This window comes from Limnobacter sp. SAORIC-690, assembly GCF_002954425.1.
Lineage (GTDB): Bacteria > Pseudomonadota > Gammaproteobacteria > Burkholderiales > Burkholderiaceae_B > Limnobacter > Limnobacter profundi.
Genome location: NZ_MQVZ01000001.1, coordinates 1993076 through 2006947 on the forward strand (window position 1 = coordinate 1993076; position 13872 = coordinate 2006947).

Sequence of the window (13872 nt, forward strand, 5' to 3'; positions counted from 1 at the left end):
GGTGTGTTTTTCATGAAAATTGGCAAAGTAATTGTGATGGTTGTAGCGGTGGTGGTACTAACTGCACTGGGCTACGGCCTTGCTTCCTGGTTTCTGGGCAAACCCGCTCAAAACGCGGAAGGCGCTACCCAACTGGAGCAAACGCTGGCCCAACTTTCAAGCGATACAGCTGCGACCGATGGGGAGTACGCTGTGGGCGACCGGCTCACTGGCAATGCCGACAAAGGCAGCAAGAAGGCCACTGTATTTGACCCTGCGTTTCCCGAATTGCAGTGGGACAATTTGATGCCCGCCGATTGGGACCCAATGGCAGCATTTCGCGGTATGAATATCGCTGAGCTGCAGGACAACGATCCGAAAGCTCAAGAGGCCCTTGAGAAAATGCGCAAGGCCTGGAACGATGCCCCCGTAAACTCCGCCTACACGGGCAAAAAAGTGCGCATTCCTGGTTTTGCAATCCCGATTGAGCAAAGCGAGAAGGGTGTGGACGAGCTTTTGCTGGTGCCGTATTTCGGCGCCTGCATTCACACGCCGCCGCCGCCCGCCAACCAGATCATTCATGTCAAACTGAGTGAACCCCAGCCTGCAGTGGGCGCCATGCAAGCCTACTGGGTGTGGGGCGAGCTGACTGCAAGCAAGTTCAGTAGTGAATTGGGCGACGCAGCCTATTTGCTGACCGCCACCGGCATACAGCCTTACGAAGACTGAATAAGCGCCTGAATTAGTAAAAACCCCTCTATTTTTATCGTTGACAGCAGGGCATCATGCCCATACCTTTACATCACTCGATGTTACAGTTGATAAAACAAACAAACGTTTGATCTAAACCGGAGGTTTTGATTCATGGGCAATGTAAGCACTGGCACGGAGTTCGCCGGAATGCACCATCTTGAGCTTGCATTTCTGGACGATGTGGCACCCAAGTACTTGAGCCTGGCCCGCCCGCCTCATGGCCTGAAAATTCGGCAATGGAAAAACCGCAGCGCGGTGCCCCTGATCAACAAACTGCATGCAGGTCTTTCTGGTCTTAAGCGCCAGCAGGCCACTGTGCTCGATCACAAACTAGTGTGGCTGGAAGGCGGTAACCCAGAGGGTTCACCCGTGGTTCTGCTGCACGGTTTTGCGTCCAACAAGGAAAACTGGTTGTCGCTGGTGCCTTTCCTCTTGAAGCAGCACCGGTTGTTTGTGCTGGATTTGCCGGGCTGGGGTGAAAGCCAGTTCAATGCAAACGTGCCCTATGGGCTGGATGACCAAGTGGCCCGTGTTGCTGCCTGGATTGAAAACCATGTGCCTGGCAAAGCCCATGTGGTGGGTAACTCCGTGGGTGGCTTGGTGTCGGCTTTGCTGGCAGGCCGGCATGCGAATTTAGTTCGAACCTTGTGTTTGATGAACCCGGCGGGCGGCAAGGGCACTGACCACACCCGCTTTGAAGCGGGCTTGAAAGAGGGCCGCAACCCGATGATTGTTGAGAGCCTGGCCGGCGCGCATACGCTGATGAGCCTGGCCATACACAACCGGGCCATTGCCCTTGCTTTGGCCCCTGTCATGGCGCAAGACCTGATCAACCGTCGACATGTGAACCGGCACCTTTTTCATCAAATGTTTGTGAATGCGCCCAACCCCAATGGCCCAGGCATGTCGGCCACACAGGCACCTACCCTGATCATGTGGGGCAAAGAAGACCGACTTGTACATTACACCGGCGCTTACACCTATCAAGCCATTATTCCCCATGCGGATGTGTTACTTTTTGACGGCGTGGGCCACTTGCCCATGGTTGAAATTCCGATCCGCACGGCCAAGGCCCTGCAGGAGTTTTGGATGGCCTGATCTTGAGAGGGGATTTGAAGCATGAACATTCGTAAAGCTTGCATCATGCTGGGTTTGCTCGGTTTGTTGACAGCATGCGGTAACAACCTGGATGGTGTTTACAAAGACGACCTGGGGTTGCAAAAGTATGAGTTTCAAGGCAACGGCACAGTGTATGTGTCTACCATGGGTGTAACCCGCGAAGCTGCCTATGAAGTTGAAGACAAAAAAGTGAAAATCACCAGCGATGGTGAAACCACCATTTATGACCTCAACGATGACGGCACCATTAAAGGGCCACTTGGCATGACTTTAAGGCCCACCGAAGCCCAATAAAATTTTCTTCAAATTGCCTCAAAACCCGCTCCTGCAGCGGGTTTTTTACATTTGTTCACACAGTTCACCTTTTGTTGCATTCCCCCAAGTGCATTAACCCAATATTGGCCCCCTTTTCCATTTCTTTTCTCCCTATTGGTCTCATGGGTATCGGCGCAAACTTTCCTTAAGCGTGAAATATTCAAGTTCACTGCGTTTAACAAAGTGGTCCATCGGAGGACTTTATGCGCAGCACCCCAATCGAATTTCTGCACATTCTCCACCACTGGGTAGCCAATGCTTACCTCATCGTTCATGGCGCTTTTTGCAATGGCTGGTATGAAGCGTTCGAGCATTCACCAGCCCCCATTGAACCCGCAGTGTGCCCAATCAAACAACTGATAGGAATGTCTGTTCATGAAAAAACACAATAAGAACACACTGCAAGCATGGGTCTCCGTGCCCACGGTTTTGATTGCAGCATCGGTCGGAATTCTGGTGTTGGGTGCGTTCGTTCAGGGCAGTATGTGGCCGCTGGCCTTCGGTAGTGCAGCATTGCTGCTGTGTGCACTGGCCATTCATGAAATGAGCAAGAAGCGGCAGCTTGTTTTGCAGGCAGAAATAGAGGCCTTGTCCTCTACCGTGAATGAGTTGAGTAAAACAGATACGGAAAAGGTTGAACTGATCCAGTTGGCTGATACTTGGGTGCCCACCCTGAACAGCCAGTTGAGCACTGCCAATTCTCAGATGGAAATGGGCATTGTGAACCTGGCAGAGGCCTTCTCTGAAATTCACAGTAAATTGAATGACACCGTCAGCGTGGCTGCTGGTGCTGCGCATGTGTTGGGCAATACCTCCGGTGGCGGAAACGGCTTGGCCGATCATGTGGCGCAAAGCCTTAATGGCATGCTGAGCAGCATTCGAAATTCATTCGATGAGAAGGCCACCATCATGCAAGAGGTAAAAGGTTTTATTTCCTCGACAGAAGAGTTGGCCAAGATGGCGGCTTCTGTAGAAAACCTTGCCGCGCGCACCAACCTGCTGGCGCTGAATGCAGCCATTGAGGCCGCCCGTGCAGGCGAAGACGGTCGGGGTTTTTCGATTGTGGCAGATGAGGTGCGCAAGCTCTCGATGTTGTCGGCTGAAACAGGTGTGAAAATTCGCGAGCGGGTGCAATTGATTGCATCGGCAGCGAAAAAAGCGGGTGATGGCGCTGCACGCATGGAAAGCAGTGATGAAAAGGTACTTAGCCAAGCCAGCGAAACCTTGAGTGGTGTAGTTGAGCAATTCGAGCAAGTCACCGTACCCCTGCACCAAGCCAGTGAGCAGATCATTGCCAACACCAATCAGGTTTCCTCCAGTTTGAACAATGCGGTGGTGCATTTTCAGTTTCAAGACCGTGTGTCTCAGATTCTGGGGCATGTGCAAGACAGCCTGAGCCAAATGAAAGGCCAGTTGAACACAGGCCTTGAGACCTTGAACGTGGCTGCACTGATGCATGAACTGGAGCGCAAATACACCATGGCTGAAGAACGCGTGAACCACAGCGGCAAAGGCAGCACCAACGCAGCCACCAAGCCTGGTGGCAGCAGCGACGAACTGACCTTTTTCTAAACACCCAAGAACGAGAACCTGTATGAGCAAAACCGTATTGATTGTGGACGACTCCACCTCCCTGCGCCAAGTGGTATCGATGACCTTGAAAAGTCAGGGCTTTGATGTGGTGGAAGGTTGCGATGGGAAGGACGCATTGACCAAGCTGGATGGCCGAAAAATCAGTCTGATTGTGAGTGACCTGAACATGCCCAACATGGATGGACTCACCTTTGTACGCGAAGTAAAAAAAATGGCGGCTTACAAGTTTGTACCCATCATCATGCTGACCACAGAATCGGACGACAAATTAAAAAGTGAAGGGCAGGCGGCGGGCCTGAAAGCCTGGATGGTAAAGCCTTTCAAGCCAGAACAAATGATTGCCGCAGTGAACAAATTGGTGGCTTGAGGCCACAGGGAGGATGCACATGCACAGCGAACTGATTATGCAAGAAGACCTTGGGCACGAGATGGAAAACAGCATTGCAACCTGCAAGCACACGCAGGTGGCTTTGGACACCTTGACCATTGCTGATTGTGCTGGCCTGGTTGAGGTGATTCGCCAGTCTTTGAATCAGGGAATTTCTGTGGTGCTTGATTTGAGCAATTGCCAGGAAGTGGACACGGCAGGCATGCAAATGTTGGTGACCATTCAAAACGACCCCGCGGTGAACTTGCGCGTGCACTGGACCAAGCCGTCCGAGGTTGTGGCTATGAAAGCCGAACGACTGGGCGTGCAGTCCTGGATCAACGCTGGTTTTTTGGAGAACTAAGGCATGGCCTTTGAATTGGATCTGGATGCTTCGCGCGGTATATTTTTTACCGAAGCACGGCAACTGCTGGCTGAAGTAGAAAGCTATGTACTGCAGCTGGAGCAAAACCCCAACGACACCGAAGTACTGAACGCCGCTTTTCGCGCAGCGCACACCATCAAAGGCAGTGCAGGGGTGTTTGGTTTGTTGGTGATTACGCATTTTGTACACGACCTTGAAACCGTGCTGGACCGCGTGCGCAATTCAGAAATCGGGTTTGACGCGAACATGAGCACCCTGGTGCTGGAATGCCGCGACCACATTTCAGAATTGGTCGACTGTATTGAAGCTGGTGGCGATGCTGAACAGGTCAGCCCCGACATGGCTGCTGCACAGGCTGGCTTGACTGCCCGTTTAAAAGCCTACTTGTTGCACGAAGAACATCCTTCGAGTAGTAAGCCAGTGAAAATTGTTGAGACCGATGGCAGTCGACAAACCTGGCATGTATCGGTTCGCCTTGGGCGCAGCACCTTGTGCGACGGCTTCGACCCGGCCCCCATTTTTTCATACATGGAAACCTATGGTGAGTTGCAAGCCGTGGTGCCCGTGCTGGACGCACTGCCCAGCTTCGCTGATCTGGATGCGGAGTCGTGTTACCTGGGGTTCGAGCTGCGCTTTGTCACCGACAAAGGCCAGGCTGGTATTGAAGATGCATTTGAGTTTCTGACTGAAGAAAGCAAGGTCAGAATTCTGGCCCACAACTGCACACCTGAGCAGTGGGACGCGTTGGCCAATGCGCTGCCCGAAGGCGCAGGGCGTGCTGCTGAACTGTTGCAGGAAGCAGGCTTTCCGAGGCCACAAGAAGAGCTATTGCCTGAAGTGATCGAGGCCACCGGCAATGCGGTTGCGACAGCTTCAGGAAAGTCCAGGCCAACAGGCAAAGCCACACCCTCCAGTTCATTCATTCGTGTGCCTTCCGACAAGCTGGATGCACTGATCAACCTGGTGGGAGAGCTGGTGATTGCCAATGCGGGCACAGTGGAGCAAGCCAAGCACTTGAACCACACCGCCATGCTGGAATCGACCAGTGCAGTGGCTGGTTTGATTGAAGAAATTCGCGACGGTGCACTGGGCTTGCGCATGGTGCAAATTGGCGAGACCTTTCAGCGTTTTCAACGCGTGGTGCGAGACACTGCGATGGGATTGGGCAAGCAAATTCAGCTTGAAATTTCAGGTGAAGACACCGAGCTGGACAAGTCAGTGGTTGAAAAAATTGGTGATCCCCTGATGCACCTGGTGCGCAATGCACTGGACCACGGTCTTGAAACGCCAGAAGAACGTGTAGCCGCCGGCAAGCCCGCAACGGGCAGGCTTCAACTGAATGCTTACCACGACAGTGGGCACATTGTGATTGAAGTGAATGATGATGGCCGAGGCCTGGCACGCGAGAAAATTTTGAACAAGGCCATTGAGAAGGGCATTGTGACGGCCGATCAAACCCTGAGCGACGCAGAAGTCAACATGCTTATTTTTGCTCCTGGTTTTTCCACGGCCGACAAGGTCACCGACATTTCAGGGCGCGGCGTCGGCATGGATGTGGTGAAACGAAACATTGAAGCGTTGCGTGGCTCTGTGCAGGTGCGTTCACGCACCGGGCAGGGCTGCACATTCGAAATTCGTTTGCCGCTGACGTTGGCCATTATTGATGGCTTCATGATTGGCGTGGGCGGTTCGGTGTATGTCATTCCGCTGTCCTATGTGCGAGAGTGCCTTGAGCTGCCGGTTGATGCCTTGGGCACCGACGATCGCATGGACATTCACTACGACCTTCGCGGGGAGTTTTTGCCCGCAGTGCGTTTGCGCAAGGTGTTTCATCCGAACGCCAAGCGGCCCAAGCGCGAGAACATCATTGTGGTCAGCTTTGGCGGCATGAAGGCCGGCATTGTGGCCGATCAACTTCACGGCGAATCACAAACAGTGATTAAACCGCTGGGCAATTTGTTTGAACAGAACCGGGCAATCAGCGGGGCCACCATCATGGGCAACGGCGATGTGGCCTTGATTATTGATGTACCAAAATTGATTACAGAAGTGAGCAGTATTTCAGCAAGCCTTGAGCAGGCCAACGCGTAATTTTACAAAGGAAGACGAACATGGGTGCATTTGATTTTTTAAAGAGCGGTCAGTTGGCGACAGTTGCTGATAGCCTTGAAGTGGAAATTTCCGGCTTGAAAACAAGCCTTGAGAAGCCTTTGCAGGCTTTGCCCACCAAAGACCTGAGCGGTGATGTGTTGTCGGTGGTGACCAAGATCAACGAGATGATTGCCAGCGTGAATGAGCGCGCCCGCAAAGTGGAAGAAACGGCGGTACGCAGTGTTCACCAGTTGTGGAAAAAAGAAACCTTGAAAGGTGCGGCAGATGAGTTGCCCGCAGCCATTCGCGATGCCATGAAAAAGCTTGAAGCGGAAACCATGTTCGCTCAACGCCAGGTACAGGCACTGGAAAGCGTGGCCACGAATGTGATGATTGCCGACGCTGACTACAATATTGTGTATGTGAACAACTCACTGTCGAAAATGTTGGTGGAAGCCGAAACCGATATCAAGAAAGACTTGCCGCAATTTGATGCCCGCAAAATTCTGGGCGCCAACATTGACAGCTTCCACAAAGTACCTAGCCACCAGCGCGGTATGTTGGCGCGTCTGCGCGACTCCTACAGCACCAACCTGACCATTGGTGAGCGTCATTTCAACTTGCTGGTAACCCCAGTATTTGATGCTTCAGGTACGCGCGTGGGCACCGTGGTGGAATGGAAGGACCGCACTGCTGAAGTGGCCATGGCCAAACGTGAAGAAGAACGTGCTGAGCTGGAGCGCAAAACAGCGCTGGAAAACCTGGCCATTCGCATAGCGCTAGATTCGGTGACCACCAACGTGATGATTGCCAACAATCAAGGCCACATCACTTACCTGAATAATTCATTGAACACCATGATGACGCGCAATGAGGACATGATTCGCAAGAGCCTGCCCAATTTCAACGTACGCAAGCTGATTGGCGCGAACATTGATATTTTCCACAAGAACCCGGCTCACCAGCGTGGCATGTTGGCTGCTTTGAACTCGCCCTTGAAAACCGGTATCAAAGTGGGTGAACTTAGCTTCCGCTTGATCGCATCTCCCGTGATCAACGAAGAGGGCGAGCGTTTGGGTACGGTGGTGGAGTGGAGCGACCGCACCGCTGAAGTAGCCATCGAGAATGAAATTTCCGGTATTGTTGGCCGCGCCTCCGATGGTGATTTCAGCGATCGAATTCGTGAAGACGACAAGGAAGGTTTCCTGAAAACCCTGGCCCAAAACGTGAACGGCCTGTTGACTACTACATCCGTGGGCCTGGAAGACGTGGGCCGTGTGCTGAAGCTGCTGGCCAGTGGCAACATGACCCAGAAAATTACAGCCGATTACAAAGGCTTGTTTGGCGAAGTGAAGGACGATGTGAATACCACCATCGATCGTTTGAGCGATGTGATTCAGGAAGTGCGTGGCAATGCCGATTCACTGACCAACGCAGCACGCGAGATTTCAAAAACCTCACAAAGCCTGTCACAAGGTGCCAGCAGCCAGGCTGCCGGTGTCGAAGAAGTATCAGCCAGCATTGAAGAAATGGCGGGCTCAATCAAACAAAACAGCGAGAACAGCCGCGTGACAGACCAAATTGCGACCAAGGCTGCTGAAGAGGCCAAAGAGGGTGGCCGTGCTGTGACGGAGACCGTGAATGCCATGAAAGCAATTGCTGACAAAATTGGTATCGTCGATGACATCGCTTATCAAACCAACTTGCTGGCTCTGAACGCGGCGATTGAAGCGGCTCGCGCTGGTGAGCACGGCAAAGGTTTTGCGGTGGTTGCTGCGGAAGTGCGCAAGCTGGCTGAACGCAGCCAGGTGGCCGCGCAGGAAATTGGCGACCTGGCCACCAGCAGTGTGAAGCAGGCTGAACGTGCAGGTAGCCTGTTGCAGGAAATGGTGCCAGCGATTAATCGTACATCCGACCTTGTGCAGGAAATTACTGCCGCGTCGAATGAGCAAACCAACGGTGTGGCGCAAATTAACCAGGCCATGATGAGCTTGAATCAGCAAACCCAGCAGAATGCAGCGGCTTCTGAAGAGCTGGCTGCAACCGCGGAGGAAATGAGCGGTCAGGCCAGTATGTTGAACACAGCCATGAGTTTCTTTGACACTGGCACTGGCCGATCAGCTGCACGAGGTTCAAGCCATGCTGAGCGCAAACCAGCGCCCGGCAAGGCCAGCAGCCAAGGTGGTGCAAATGGTTTCGATAGTTTCGACGACTTTTAATAGGGGTTCTCACCATGAGCAATGTCAATGAGCAATTGGCCAAGGCCATGGAGAGTGACAGCGCCAGCCACCAGTACCTGACTTTTCAGGTGCATGGACAAAAGCTGGCGGTGGAAATTCTCCGGATCAAAGAGATCATCGAATTTGGACGAATTACCGTGGTGCCCATGATGCAGCAATGCATTAGTGGCGTGATCAACCTGCGCGGTTCTGTGGTGCCCGTGGTGGATTTGAGTGCCCGGTTTGGGCAAGGCAAAACCACCATCAATCGCCGCACCTGCATTGTGATTCTTGAATCGCAAATGGCCGACGAAACACAAGTGGTCGGTTTCATGGTGGATGCAGTGAATGCCGTGGTTGATATTGGGGCCGAGTTTATTGCGCCGCCGCCGCAGTTTGGTGCGGGTGTAAAAACTGACTTCTTGCGCGGTATTGGCAAGGTGGACGACGAGTTCGTGCTGGTGTTGAATGTTGAGCGCCTGCTGGATTTCGACATTCCCACCGACCTGGAAGAAGCTGCCGCCGCCGCAGTGGCTTAAGCAACTTCTTGGAACCGGAAGGTATTGATGCGTCACTGAGATCATGAGCTGACACACCCACTGGGGGATGTTCCCCCGGTGGGGCACCATGAGATATCTCAACCGCATGCTAAAACTAAAATACGTCCTCGATATTTCAGACAGCGCCTCTCGTGCCCGGCAGAGAATGGCTTTTGCCGGGCTTTCTTTTCTCATGGTGTTCTTTTTCGCCCCTGGTGGTGCCATCGTTGGCAACAGTGCGCGCATGGCTTTCATGATTGCCTTGGGCATTTATTTTCACTTGGCCTTGGTGCAATCCTGGCTGATTTCCAACCGTGAGCCACATTGGGAAAAAATCGAGTTGCCCAGTTACTGCTTGGATCTGCCCATGATCGGTTGGGGCCTGGTTGTCGCTGCAGAATTTCTGGCACCCGTGTCCCCTTTGATCGCGGTGGTGGCTCTGATTCGGGGTATTCGTTATGGCCCCTGCATGTTGGCTTGCCACATCGGCTTGGGTATAGCGATTGTGTTGGGCTTGGCTTGGTTGGTGCCGTACTGGCAGGCTCACCTTGAGTTGGTGTATGCCAATTTGTTTTTGTTGCTGGTGCTGCCCATTCAGTTTTATGGCGTCAGTGTAAAAATTCAGGCCAGCTCGAAATCGCTGCGACAGGAAAACCTGACCGACCCTTTAACCCGCAGTTTGAATCGCAAGGCACTCGAGGCTGCCGTGTGGCGCATGCTCAATGCCAAAGAACCCTTTGTGTTGTCTTTTCTGGATCTCGACAATTTCAAGATGGTCAACGACACTCTCGGCCATGCCACGGGTGACAAGCTGCTCAAGCGCGTCAGCACCAAGCTGTCGGTTCGGTTGCGAGCGGAGGACAAGGTGTATCGCCTCTCCGGTGATGAATTCGTGGTGTTGAGTTTGGGCAATAGTCGCCTGGATATGGCGGAGAATCTTGGGCAGCGCATTCGGGCAGCCATTTCAGAGGCCATTCAATACACCTGCCCCGATTTACCTGTTTCGGCAAGCGTGGGAGTGCTACAGGTTTCTACATTTGAGGAGCGTAGCCTTGAAACACTTTTGGCACATGCTGACCAGTTGATGTACCAAGCCAAAAAATCCGGGAAAAACCAGGTGTTGGTTCAAACGCTGTAAGTCGGGCTAATCAGCCTTTTGTGGGGCAATAGGTACTGCTCGGTCTTTGCGGGCTGGCAGGGGTTTGAAGTTCTGGGGCTTGGTGTACATAGGTGCATTCGGCGATTTCACCGTAGTTGGAATCGCGCGTGGCCAAGGCTTTGCTGATTTGTATTGAAACAAAGACCACCATGAATGCTGCAATGGCAAACCACAACACTTTTCTGTTGCGTCTAAAAAATGCGCCTAAATCAAACATGAAAGCCAGTCAAACCCAGAAAGTGTGAATTGTTGTAAATTGGAAACAATTATTAAAAATATTAAACAATAAGTCAATTCTTATTTGACAGCTTTTTTCGGTTTATTTTGCCGGCTTGTCAATCTCGCCCACGTCAAGAATTGGCGAGGCATCCATGGTTTCTGCGCCTAATAAGATGGTTACCCGGCCCAGCACTGAGGCGATCAAATGTTGCTCCCAGCTTTGTAGTTGCTCAAAGCGATCTGCGAAGCGGGCTTGCAGGCTGGATGGCGCGTCATTTACCTCGTGTTTGCCCTTGTCGGTCAACACCACTTCAAGCCTGCGCTTGTCAACCGCGCTGCGAATTTTCTCGATCAAGCCCCGGCTTTCCAGTTTTTGAAGAATCACTGTAGATGTCACGGGGGAAAGGCTGAGCGACTTGGCCAGCTCGCCCGGGGAAATACCGGGATTGTCGGCCACCGATTGCAAAGTCAACAATTCAGAGGTGGCCATGTCAGCTTTTTTGGCCAATTCTCGGGCACTGGATTCTGTGGCACGAATAATGCGGCGAAGCGAAATAAGTGATTCTTGTAATGTGCTGTCCATGCTCGCTAACCCGGTGATTTAATTCATTTTGATGAATTGTAGTGATTAACCGGCCTGGTGAGTTGGAATTTCCTACGCTTAGAGCATTCTCACCAAATTTAACAATTTCAGCGATGTCAGAGGGGTGTTCAAGATGGTTTGCATTTATTCATAAAGTAAACTATTATTAAATTGTTCTTTCATAAAAACTCTTTATTGCCTTGTTTTTCAATGATGAGCTTTTACGAAAGGATGAGAAGTAGTTTATTCATTAATAATAAATGGGCCTGCCAATAACAGGGCCATCTCATCCAAATGTCTGACGATGATGTCGTTTTGCGACATCCCGTGCTCGAAGATGGCACTGCCGTATTCGACCTTGTGGATGCTTGCAAGCCACTCGATCTGAATTCCCATTATTTGTACCTGCTGCAATGCAGTCACTTTGCGCCTACTTGCGCAGTCGCAACCCTGAACAGCGAGGTGGTTGCCTGGGTTTCCGGCTACATTCCGCCCAAACAAGCCGACACGTTTTTTGTGTGGCAAGTCGCAGTTGGGGAAAAGGCTCGGGGGCTGGGCGTGGGCAAGAGACTCATCAACTGGGTGGTGGCCCAGCAAAGCGGCATTGCAAAAATTCACACGTCCATTACGCCCGACAACGCGGCGTCCTGGGGGCTTTTCAAATCACTGGCCCGCGACTGGGGCAGTAATTTGTCTTCACGAGACTGGTTTGAAGAACAGTCTCACTTTGGCGGTCGACACAACACCGAAGTATTGGTGGAAATCACCTTGCCAACATCGCCACTGGCGACATTCCTACAAACTCAAGGAGTACAACAATGAGTGACTCAAGCAAGTCAATCGACTTTCAAACCCTGAGCAAAATTCGCACATTCCAGAAAAATGAGTCGGAAGCACGCAGCTATTGCCGCAGCTTTCCAACCCTGTTTGTGCGCGCCAAGGGCAGCACCATGACCGACATGCATGGTCAGGATTATCTCGATTTCCTGTCTGGGGCAGGCTCGTTGAACTACGGGCACAACGATCCAGAGATGAAATCGGCATTGCTTGACTACATCGCAGACGATGGCATTGGCCATAGCCTGGACATGCACAGCGCCGCCAAGGCCAAGTTTATTGATGCGTTCAACCGCCATATTTTGAAGCCGCGTGGCATGCAATATCGCATTCAGTTTACGGGCCCCACTGGTACCAACTCGGTTGAAGCGGCCATCAAACTGGCTCGCAAAATTACCGGGCGCAAGCAAATTATTGCGTTCACCAACGGCTTTCATGGCGTAACTCAAGGTGCGTTGGCATGTACCGCGAACAGCCATCACCGCAGCCCATCGGCTTCTACACTGTGTGGCGTTGACCGTTACCCTTATGACGGTTACATGGGTGAAGATGTGGACACCACCGAGTACCTTGAAAAAATGCTGACCGACAAGTCGAGTGGCCAAGATGCGCCTGCCGCCGTGATTGTGGAAGGCGTGCAAGGTGAGGGTGGTTTGAACCCGGCTTCCATGAAGTGGCTGAAGAACCTGGCCAAGGTGACCCGCAAGGCCGGTGCCATGTTGATTCTTGACGAAATTCAGGCCGGTGTTGGCCGTGCAGGTTCGTTCTTCAGCTTTGAGGAAGCCGGCATTGAGCCCGACCTGATTTGCCTGTCCAAATCACTGTCTGGTATGGGCCTGCCCATGGCGGTCACCCTGATTCGTCCCGACCTCGATTTCTGGAAGCCAGGTGAGCACAACGGCACCTTCCGAGGCAACAACCATGCATTCATTACTGCCGCAGCTGCCCTTGAAAAGTATTGGGCCAACCCGGCATTTGAGCGCGGTATTGCACAACGTGCCGAGGTGGTGAACCAAAGCCTGAACCGTATTTTGAAAGCCAATGACAATATCACCGTGCAGGTGAAAGGTCGCGGCATGATGCAGGGTATCGAAATGCAGAATGGCGCGCTGGCCGAGGAAGTGGTGGCGGAGTGTTTCAAGCACCACATGATTATTGAGACCTGCGGCAACGATGGCCAGGTGGTGAAAGTATTCGCTGCCCTGAACATTGAAATGGAAGACCTCAAGAAAGGTTTGACCATTTTGGAAAAGGCTGTGGCCGCAATCAGCGCCAAGGCCGAAAAAGAAGCCAACAGCAAAAAGGTGAAAGCATGATTGTTCGAAAACTCAGCGAAGTTCAGGGCACGGAAAAGCATATTCATTCCAAAGGTTGGGACAGTGTTCGCATGCTGTTGCGCGATGACAAGATGGGCTTTTCCTTTCACATCACCACCATTCACGCCAAGGCCGAATTGCACATGCACTACAAGAACCACTTGGAGAGTGTGTACTGCGTGAGTGGCAAAGGCGAAATTGAAAGCAAGATTGATGGCAAGGTGTACCCGATTGAGGCGGGCACCATGTACGCCTTGAACCTGCACGACCCGCATATTCTGCGTGCCTTCGACGAGCCCATGATCATGGCCTGCGTGTTCAACCCCCCAGTGACTGGTGCGGAAGTACACGATGAAACCGGCGCATACCCTGCGTTGGCCGAATAAAACCACAGGAGG

General features: G+C 52.3%; 16 protein-coding genes. 13 read left to right on the top strand and 3 right to left on the bottom strand.

Annotation, left to right across the window (positions count from 1 at the left end):
* The first annotated feature begins 12 nt into the window (after positions 1 to 12).
* The 3 genes from BSZ31_RS09515 (at position 13) to BSZ31_RS09525 (ending at position 2145) form a co-directional block, all read left to right on the top strand.
* A complete protein-coding gene (locus BSZ31_RS09515) occupies positions 13 to 708 on the top strand; it encodes a DUF3299 domain-containing protein (RefSeq protein WP_105028556.1) in 696 nt (231 codons plus the stop codon).
* 135 nt (positions 709 to 843) lie between these two features.
* A complete protein-coding gene (locus tag BSZ31_RS09520; protein ID WP_105028557.1) occupies positions 844 to 1830 on the top strand; it encodes an alpha/beta fold hydrolase in 987 nt (328 codons plus the stop codon).
* A gap of 21 nt (positions 1831 to 1851) precedes the next feature.
* Entirely contained in the window at positions 1852 to 2145 is a 294-nt protein-coding gene (locus tag BSZ31_RS09525; RefSeq protein WP_105028558.1) for a hypothetical protein, read from the top strand.
* Positions 2146 to 2153: 8 nt separating this feature from the next.
* Here the strand turns inward: BSZ31_RS09525 and BSZ31_RS09530 are convergent, their stop codons facing one another.
* Positions 2154 to 2480 (bottom strand): hypothetical protein, encoded by a 327-nt coding sequence (locus BSZ31_RS09530; RefSeq protein ID WP_105028559.1) that lies wholly within the window; start codon positions 2478 to 2480, stop codon positions 2154 to 2156.
* A 61-nt stretch (positions 2481 to 2541) separates the two neighbouring features.
* On the opposite strand from BSZ31_RS09530, the gene BSZ31_RS09535 reads away from it, so the two are divergent.
* The 7 genes from BSZ31_RS09535 to BSZ31_RS09565 all read left to right on the top strand — a co-directional run bounded on the left by BSZ31_RS09535 (position 2542) and on the right by BSZ31_RS09565 (position 10498).
* Positions 2542 to 3738, top strand: a complete 1197-nt coding sequence (locus tag BSZ31_RS09535; RefSeq protein WP_105028560.1) for a methyl-accepting chemotaxis protein — start codon at positions 2542 to 2544, stop codon at positions 3736 to 3738.
* A 22-nt stretch (positions 3739 to 3760) separates the two neighbouring features.
* Positions 3761 to 4126, top strand: a complete 366-nt coding sequence (locus BSZ31_RS09540) for a response regulator (RefSeq protein WP_105028561.1) — start codon at positions 3761 to 3763, stop codon at positions 4124 to 4126.
* A gap of 19 nt (positions 4127 to 4145) precedes the next feature.
* Positions 4146 to 4490, top strand: a complete 345-nt coding sequence (locus tag BSZ31_RS09545; protein ID WP_168426923.1) for a lipid asymmetry maintenance protein MlaB — start codon at positions 4146 to 4148, stop codon at positions 4488 to 4490.
* 3 nt (positions 4491 to 4493) lie between these two features.
* Positions 4494 to 6602, top strand: a complete 2109-nt coding sequence (locus BSZ31_RS09550) for a chemotaxis protein CheA (protein WP_105028563.1) — start codon at positions 4494 to 4496, stop codon at positions 6600 to 6602.
* Between the two features lie 20 nt (positions 6603 to 6622).
* Complete coding sequence (locus BSZ31_RS09555) at positions 6623 to 8821, top strand: methyl-accepting chemotaxis protein (RefSeq protein WP_146106656.1); 2199 nt, start codon at positions 6623 to 6625, stop codon at positions 8819 to 8821.
* Positions 8822 to 8835: 14 nt separating this feature from the next.
* Positions 8836 to 9360, top strand: a complete 525-nt coding sequence (locus tag BSZ31_RS09560; RefSeq protein ID WP_105028564.1) for a chemotaxis protein CheW — start codon at positions 8836 to 8838, stop codon at positions 9358 to 9360.
* Positions 9361 to 9448: 88 nt separating this feature from the next.
* Complete coding sequence (locus BSZ31_RS09565) at positions 9449 to 10498, top strand: GGDEF domain-containing protein (RefSeq protein WP_168426924.1); 1050 nt, start codon at positions 9449 to 9451, stop codon at positions 10496 to 10498.
* A 10-nt stretch (positions 10499 to 10508) separates the two neighbouring features.
* Here BSZ31_RS09565 and BSZ31_RS09570 read toward each other — a convergent pair whose 3' ends face one another.
* Complete coding sequence (locus BSZ31_RS09570) at positions 10509 to 10736, bottom strand: hypothetical protein (RefSeq protein WP_105028566.1); 228 nt, start codon at positions 10734 to 10736, stop codon at positions 10509 to 10511.
* Between the two features lie 102 nt (positions 10737 to 10838).
* Complete coding sequence (locus tag BSZ31_RS09575; RefSeq protein WP_105028567.1) at positions 10839 to 11321, bottom strand: MarR family winged helix-turn-helix transcriptional regulator; 483 nt, start codon at positions 11319 to 11321, stop codon at positions 10839 to 10841.
* A 294-nt stretch (positions 11322 to 11615) separates the two neighbouring features.
* Between BSZ31_RS09575 and ectA the strand changes: the two genes are divergently transcribed.
* The 3 genes from ectA to BSZ31_RS09590 are packed head-to-tail and all read left to right on the top strand — an operon-like array spanning position 11616 to position 13860.
* Positions 11616 to 12143 (top strand): diaminobutyrate acetyltransferase, encoded by a 528-nt coding sequence (gene ectA, locus BSZ31_RS09580; protein ID WP_105028568.1) that lies wholly within the window; start codon positions 11616 to 11618, stop codon positions 12141 to 12143.
* On the top strand, positions 12140 to 13474 hold the full coding sequence (gene ectB / locus BSZ31_RS09585) for a diaminobutyrate--2-oxoglutarate transaminase (RefSeq protein WP_206018586.1): 1335 nt from the start codon (positions 12140 to 12142) through the stop codon (positions 13472 to 13474). The genes ectA and ectB overlap by 4 nt, the downstream gene beginning before the upstream one ends.
* A complete protein-coding gene (locus tag BSZ31_RS09590) occupies positions 13471 to 13860 on the top strand; it encodes an ectoine synthase (RefSeq protein WP_008252477.1) in 390 nt (129 codons plus the stop codon). The genes ectB and BSZ31_RS09590 overlap by 4 nt, the downstream gene beginning before the upstream one ends.
* Positions 13861 to 13872: the final 12 nt, after the last annotated feature.

Bases quoted from the DNA above. Each gene is read 5' to 3' on its own strand.
- ectB (WP_206018586.1), top strand. From the start codon at position 12,140: ATGAGTGACTCAAGCAAGTCAATCGACTTTCAAACCCTGAGCAAAATT.
- BSZ31_RS09545 (WP_168426923.1), top strand. From the start codon at position 4,146: ATGCACAGCGAACTGATTATGCAAGAAGACCTTGGGCACGAGATGGAA.
- BSZ31_RS09555 (WP_146106656.1), top strand. From the start codon at position 6,623: ATGGGTGCATTTGATTTTTTAAAGAGCGGTCAGTTGGCGACAGTTGCT.
- BSZ31_RS09535 (WP_105028560.1), top strand. From the start codon at position 2,542: ATGAAAAAACACAATAAGAACACACTGCAAGCATGGGTCTCCGTGCCC.
- BSZ31_RS09575 (WP_105028567.1), bottom strand. From the start codon at position 11,321: ATGGACAGCACATTACAAGAATCACTTATTTCGCTTCGCCGCATTATT.
- ectA (WP_105028568.1), top strand. From the start codon at position 11,616: ATGTCTGACGATGATGTCGTTTTGCGACATCCCGTGCTCGAAGATGGC.
- BSZ31_RS09525 (WP_105028558.1), top strand. From the start codon at position 1,852: ATGAACATTCGTAAAGCTTGCATCATGCTGGGTTTGCTCGGTTTGTTG.
- BSZ31_RS09540 (WP_105028561.1), top strand. From the start codon at position 3,761: ATGAGCAAAACCGTATTGATTGTGGACGACTCCACCTCCCTGCGCCAA.
- BSZ31_RS09590 (WP_008252477.1), top strand. From the start codon at position 13,471: ATGATTGTTCGAAAACTCAGCGAAGTTCAGGGCACGGAAAAGCATATT.
- BSZ31_RS09560 (WP_105028564.1), top strand. From the start codon at position 8,836: ATGAGCAATGTCAATGAGCAATTGGCCAAGGCCATGGAGAGTGACAGC.
- BSZ31_RS09565 (WP_168426924.1), top strand. From the start codon at position 9,449: ATGAGATATCTCAACCGCATGCTAAAACTAAAATACGTCCTCGATATT.
- BSZ31_RS09530 (WP_105028559.1), bottom strand. From the start codon at position 2,480: ATGCTCGAACGCTTCATACCAGCCATTGCAAAAAGCGCCATGAACGAT.
- BSZ31_RS09515 (WP_105028556.1), top strand. From the start codon at position 13: ATGAAAATTGGCAAAGTAATTGTGATGGTTGTAGCGGTGGTGGTACTA.
- BSZ31_RS09520 (WP_105028557.1), top strand. From the start codon at position 844: ATGGGCAATGTAAGCACTGGCACGGAGTTCGCCGGAATGCACCATCTT.
- BSZ31_RS09550 (WP_105028563.1), top strand. From the start codon at position 4,494: ATGGCCTTTGAATTGGATCTGGATGCTTCGCGCGGTATATTTTTTACC.
- BSZ31_RS09570 (WP_105028566.1), bottom strand. From the start codon at position 10,736: ATGTTTGATTTAGGCGCATTTTTTAGACGCAACAGAAAAGTGTTGTGG.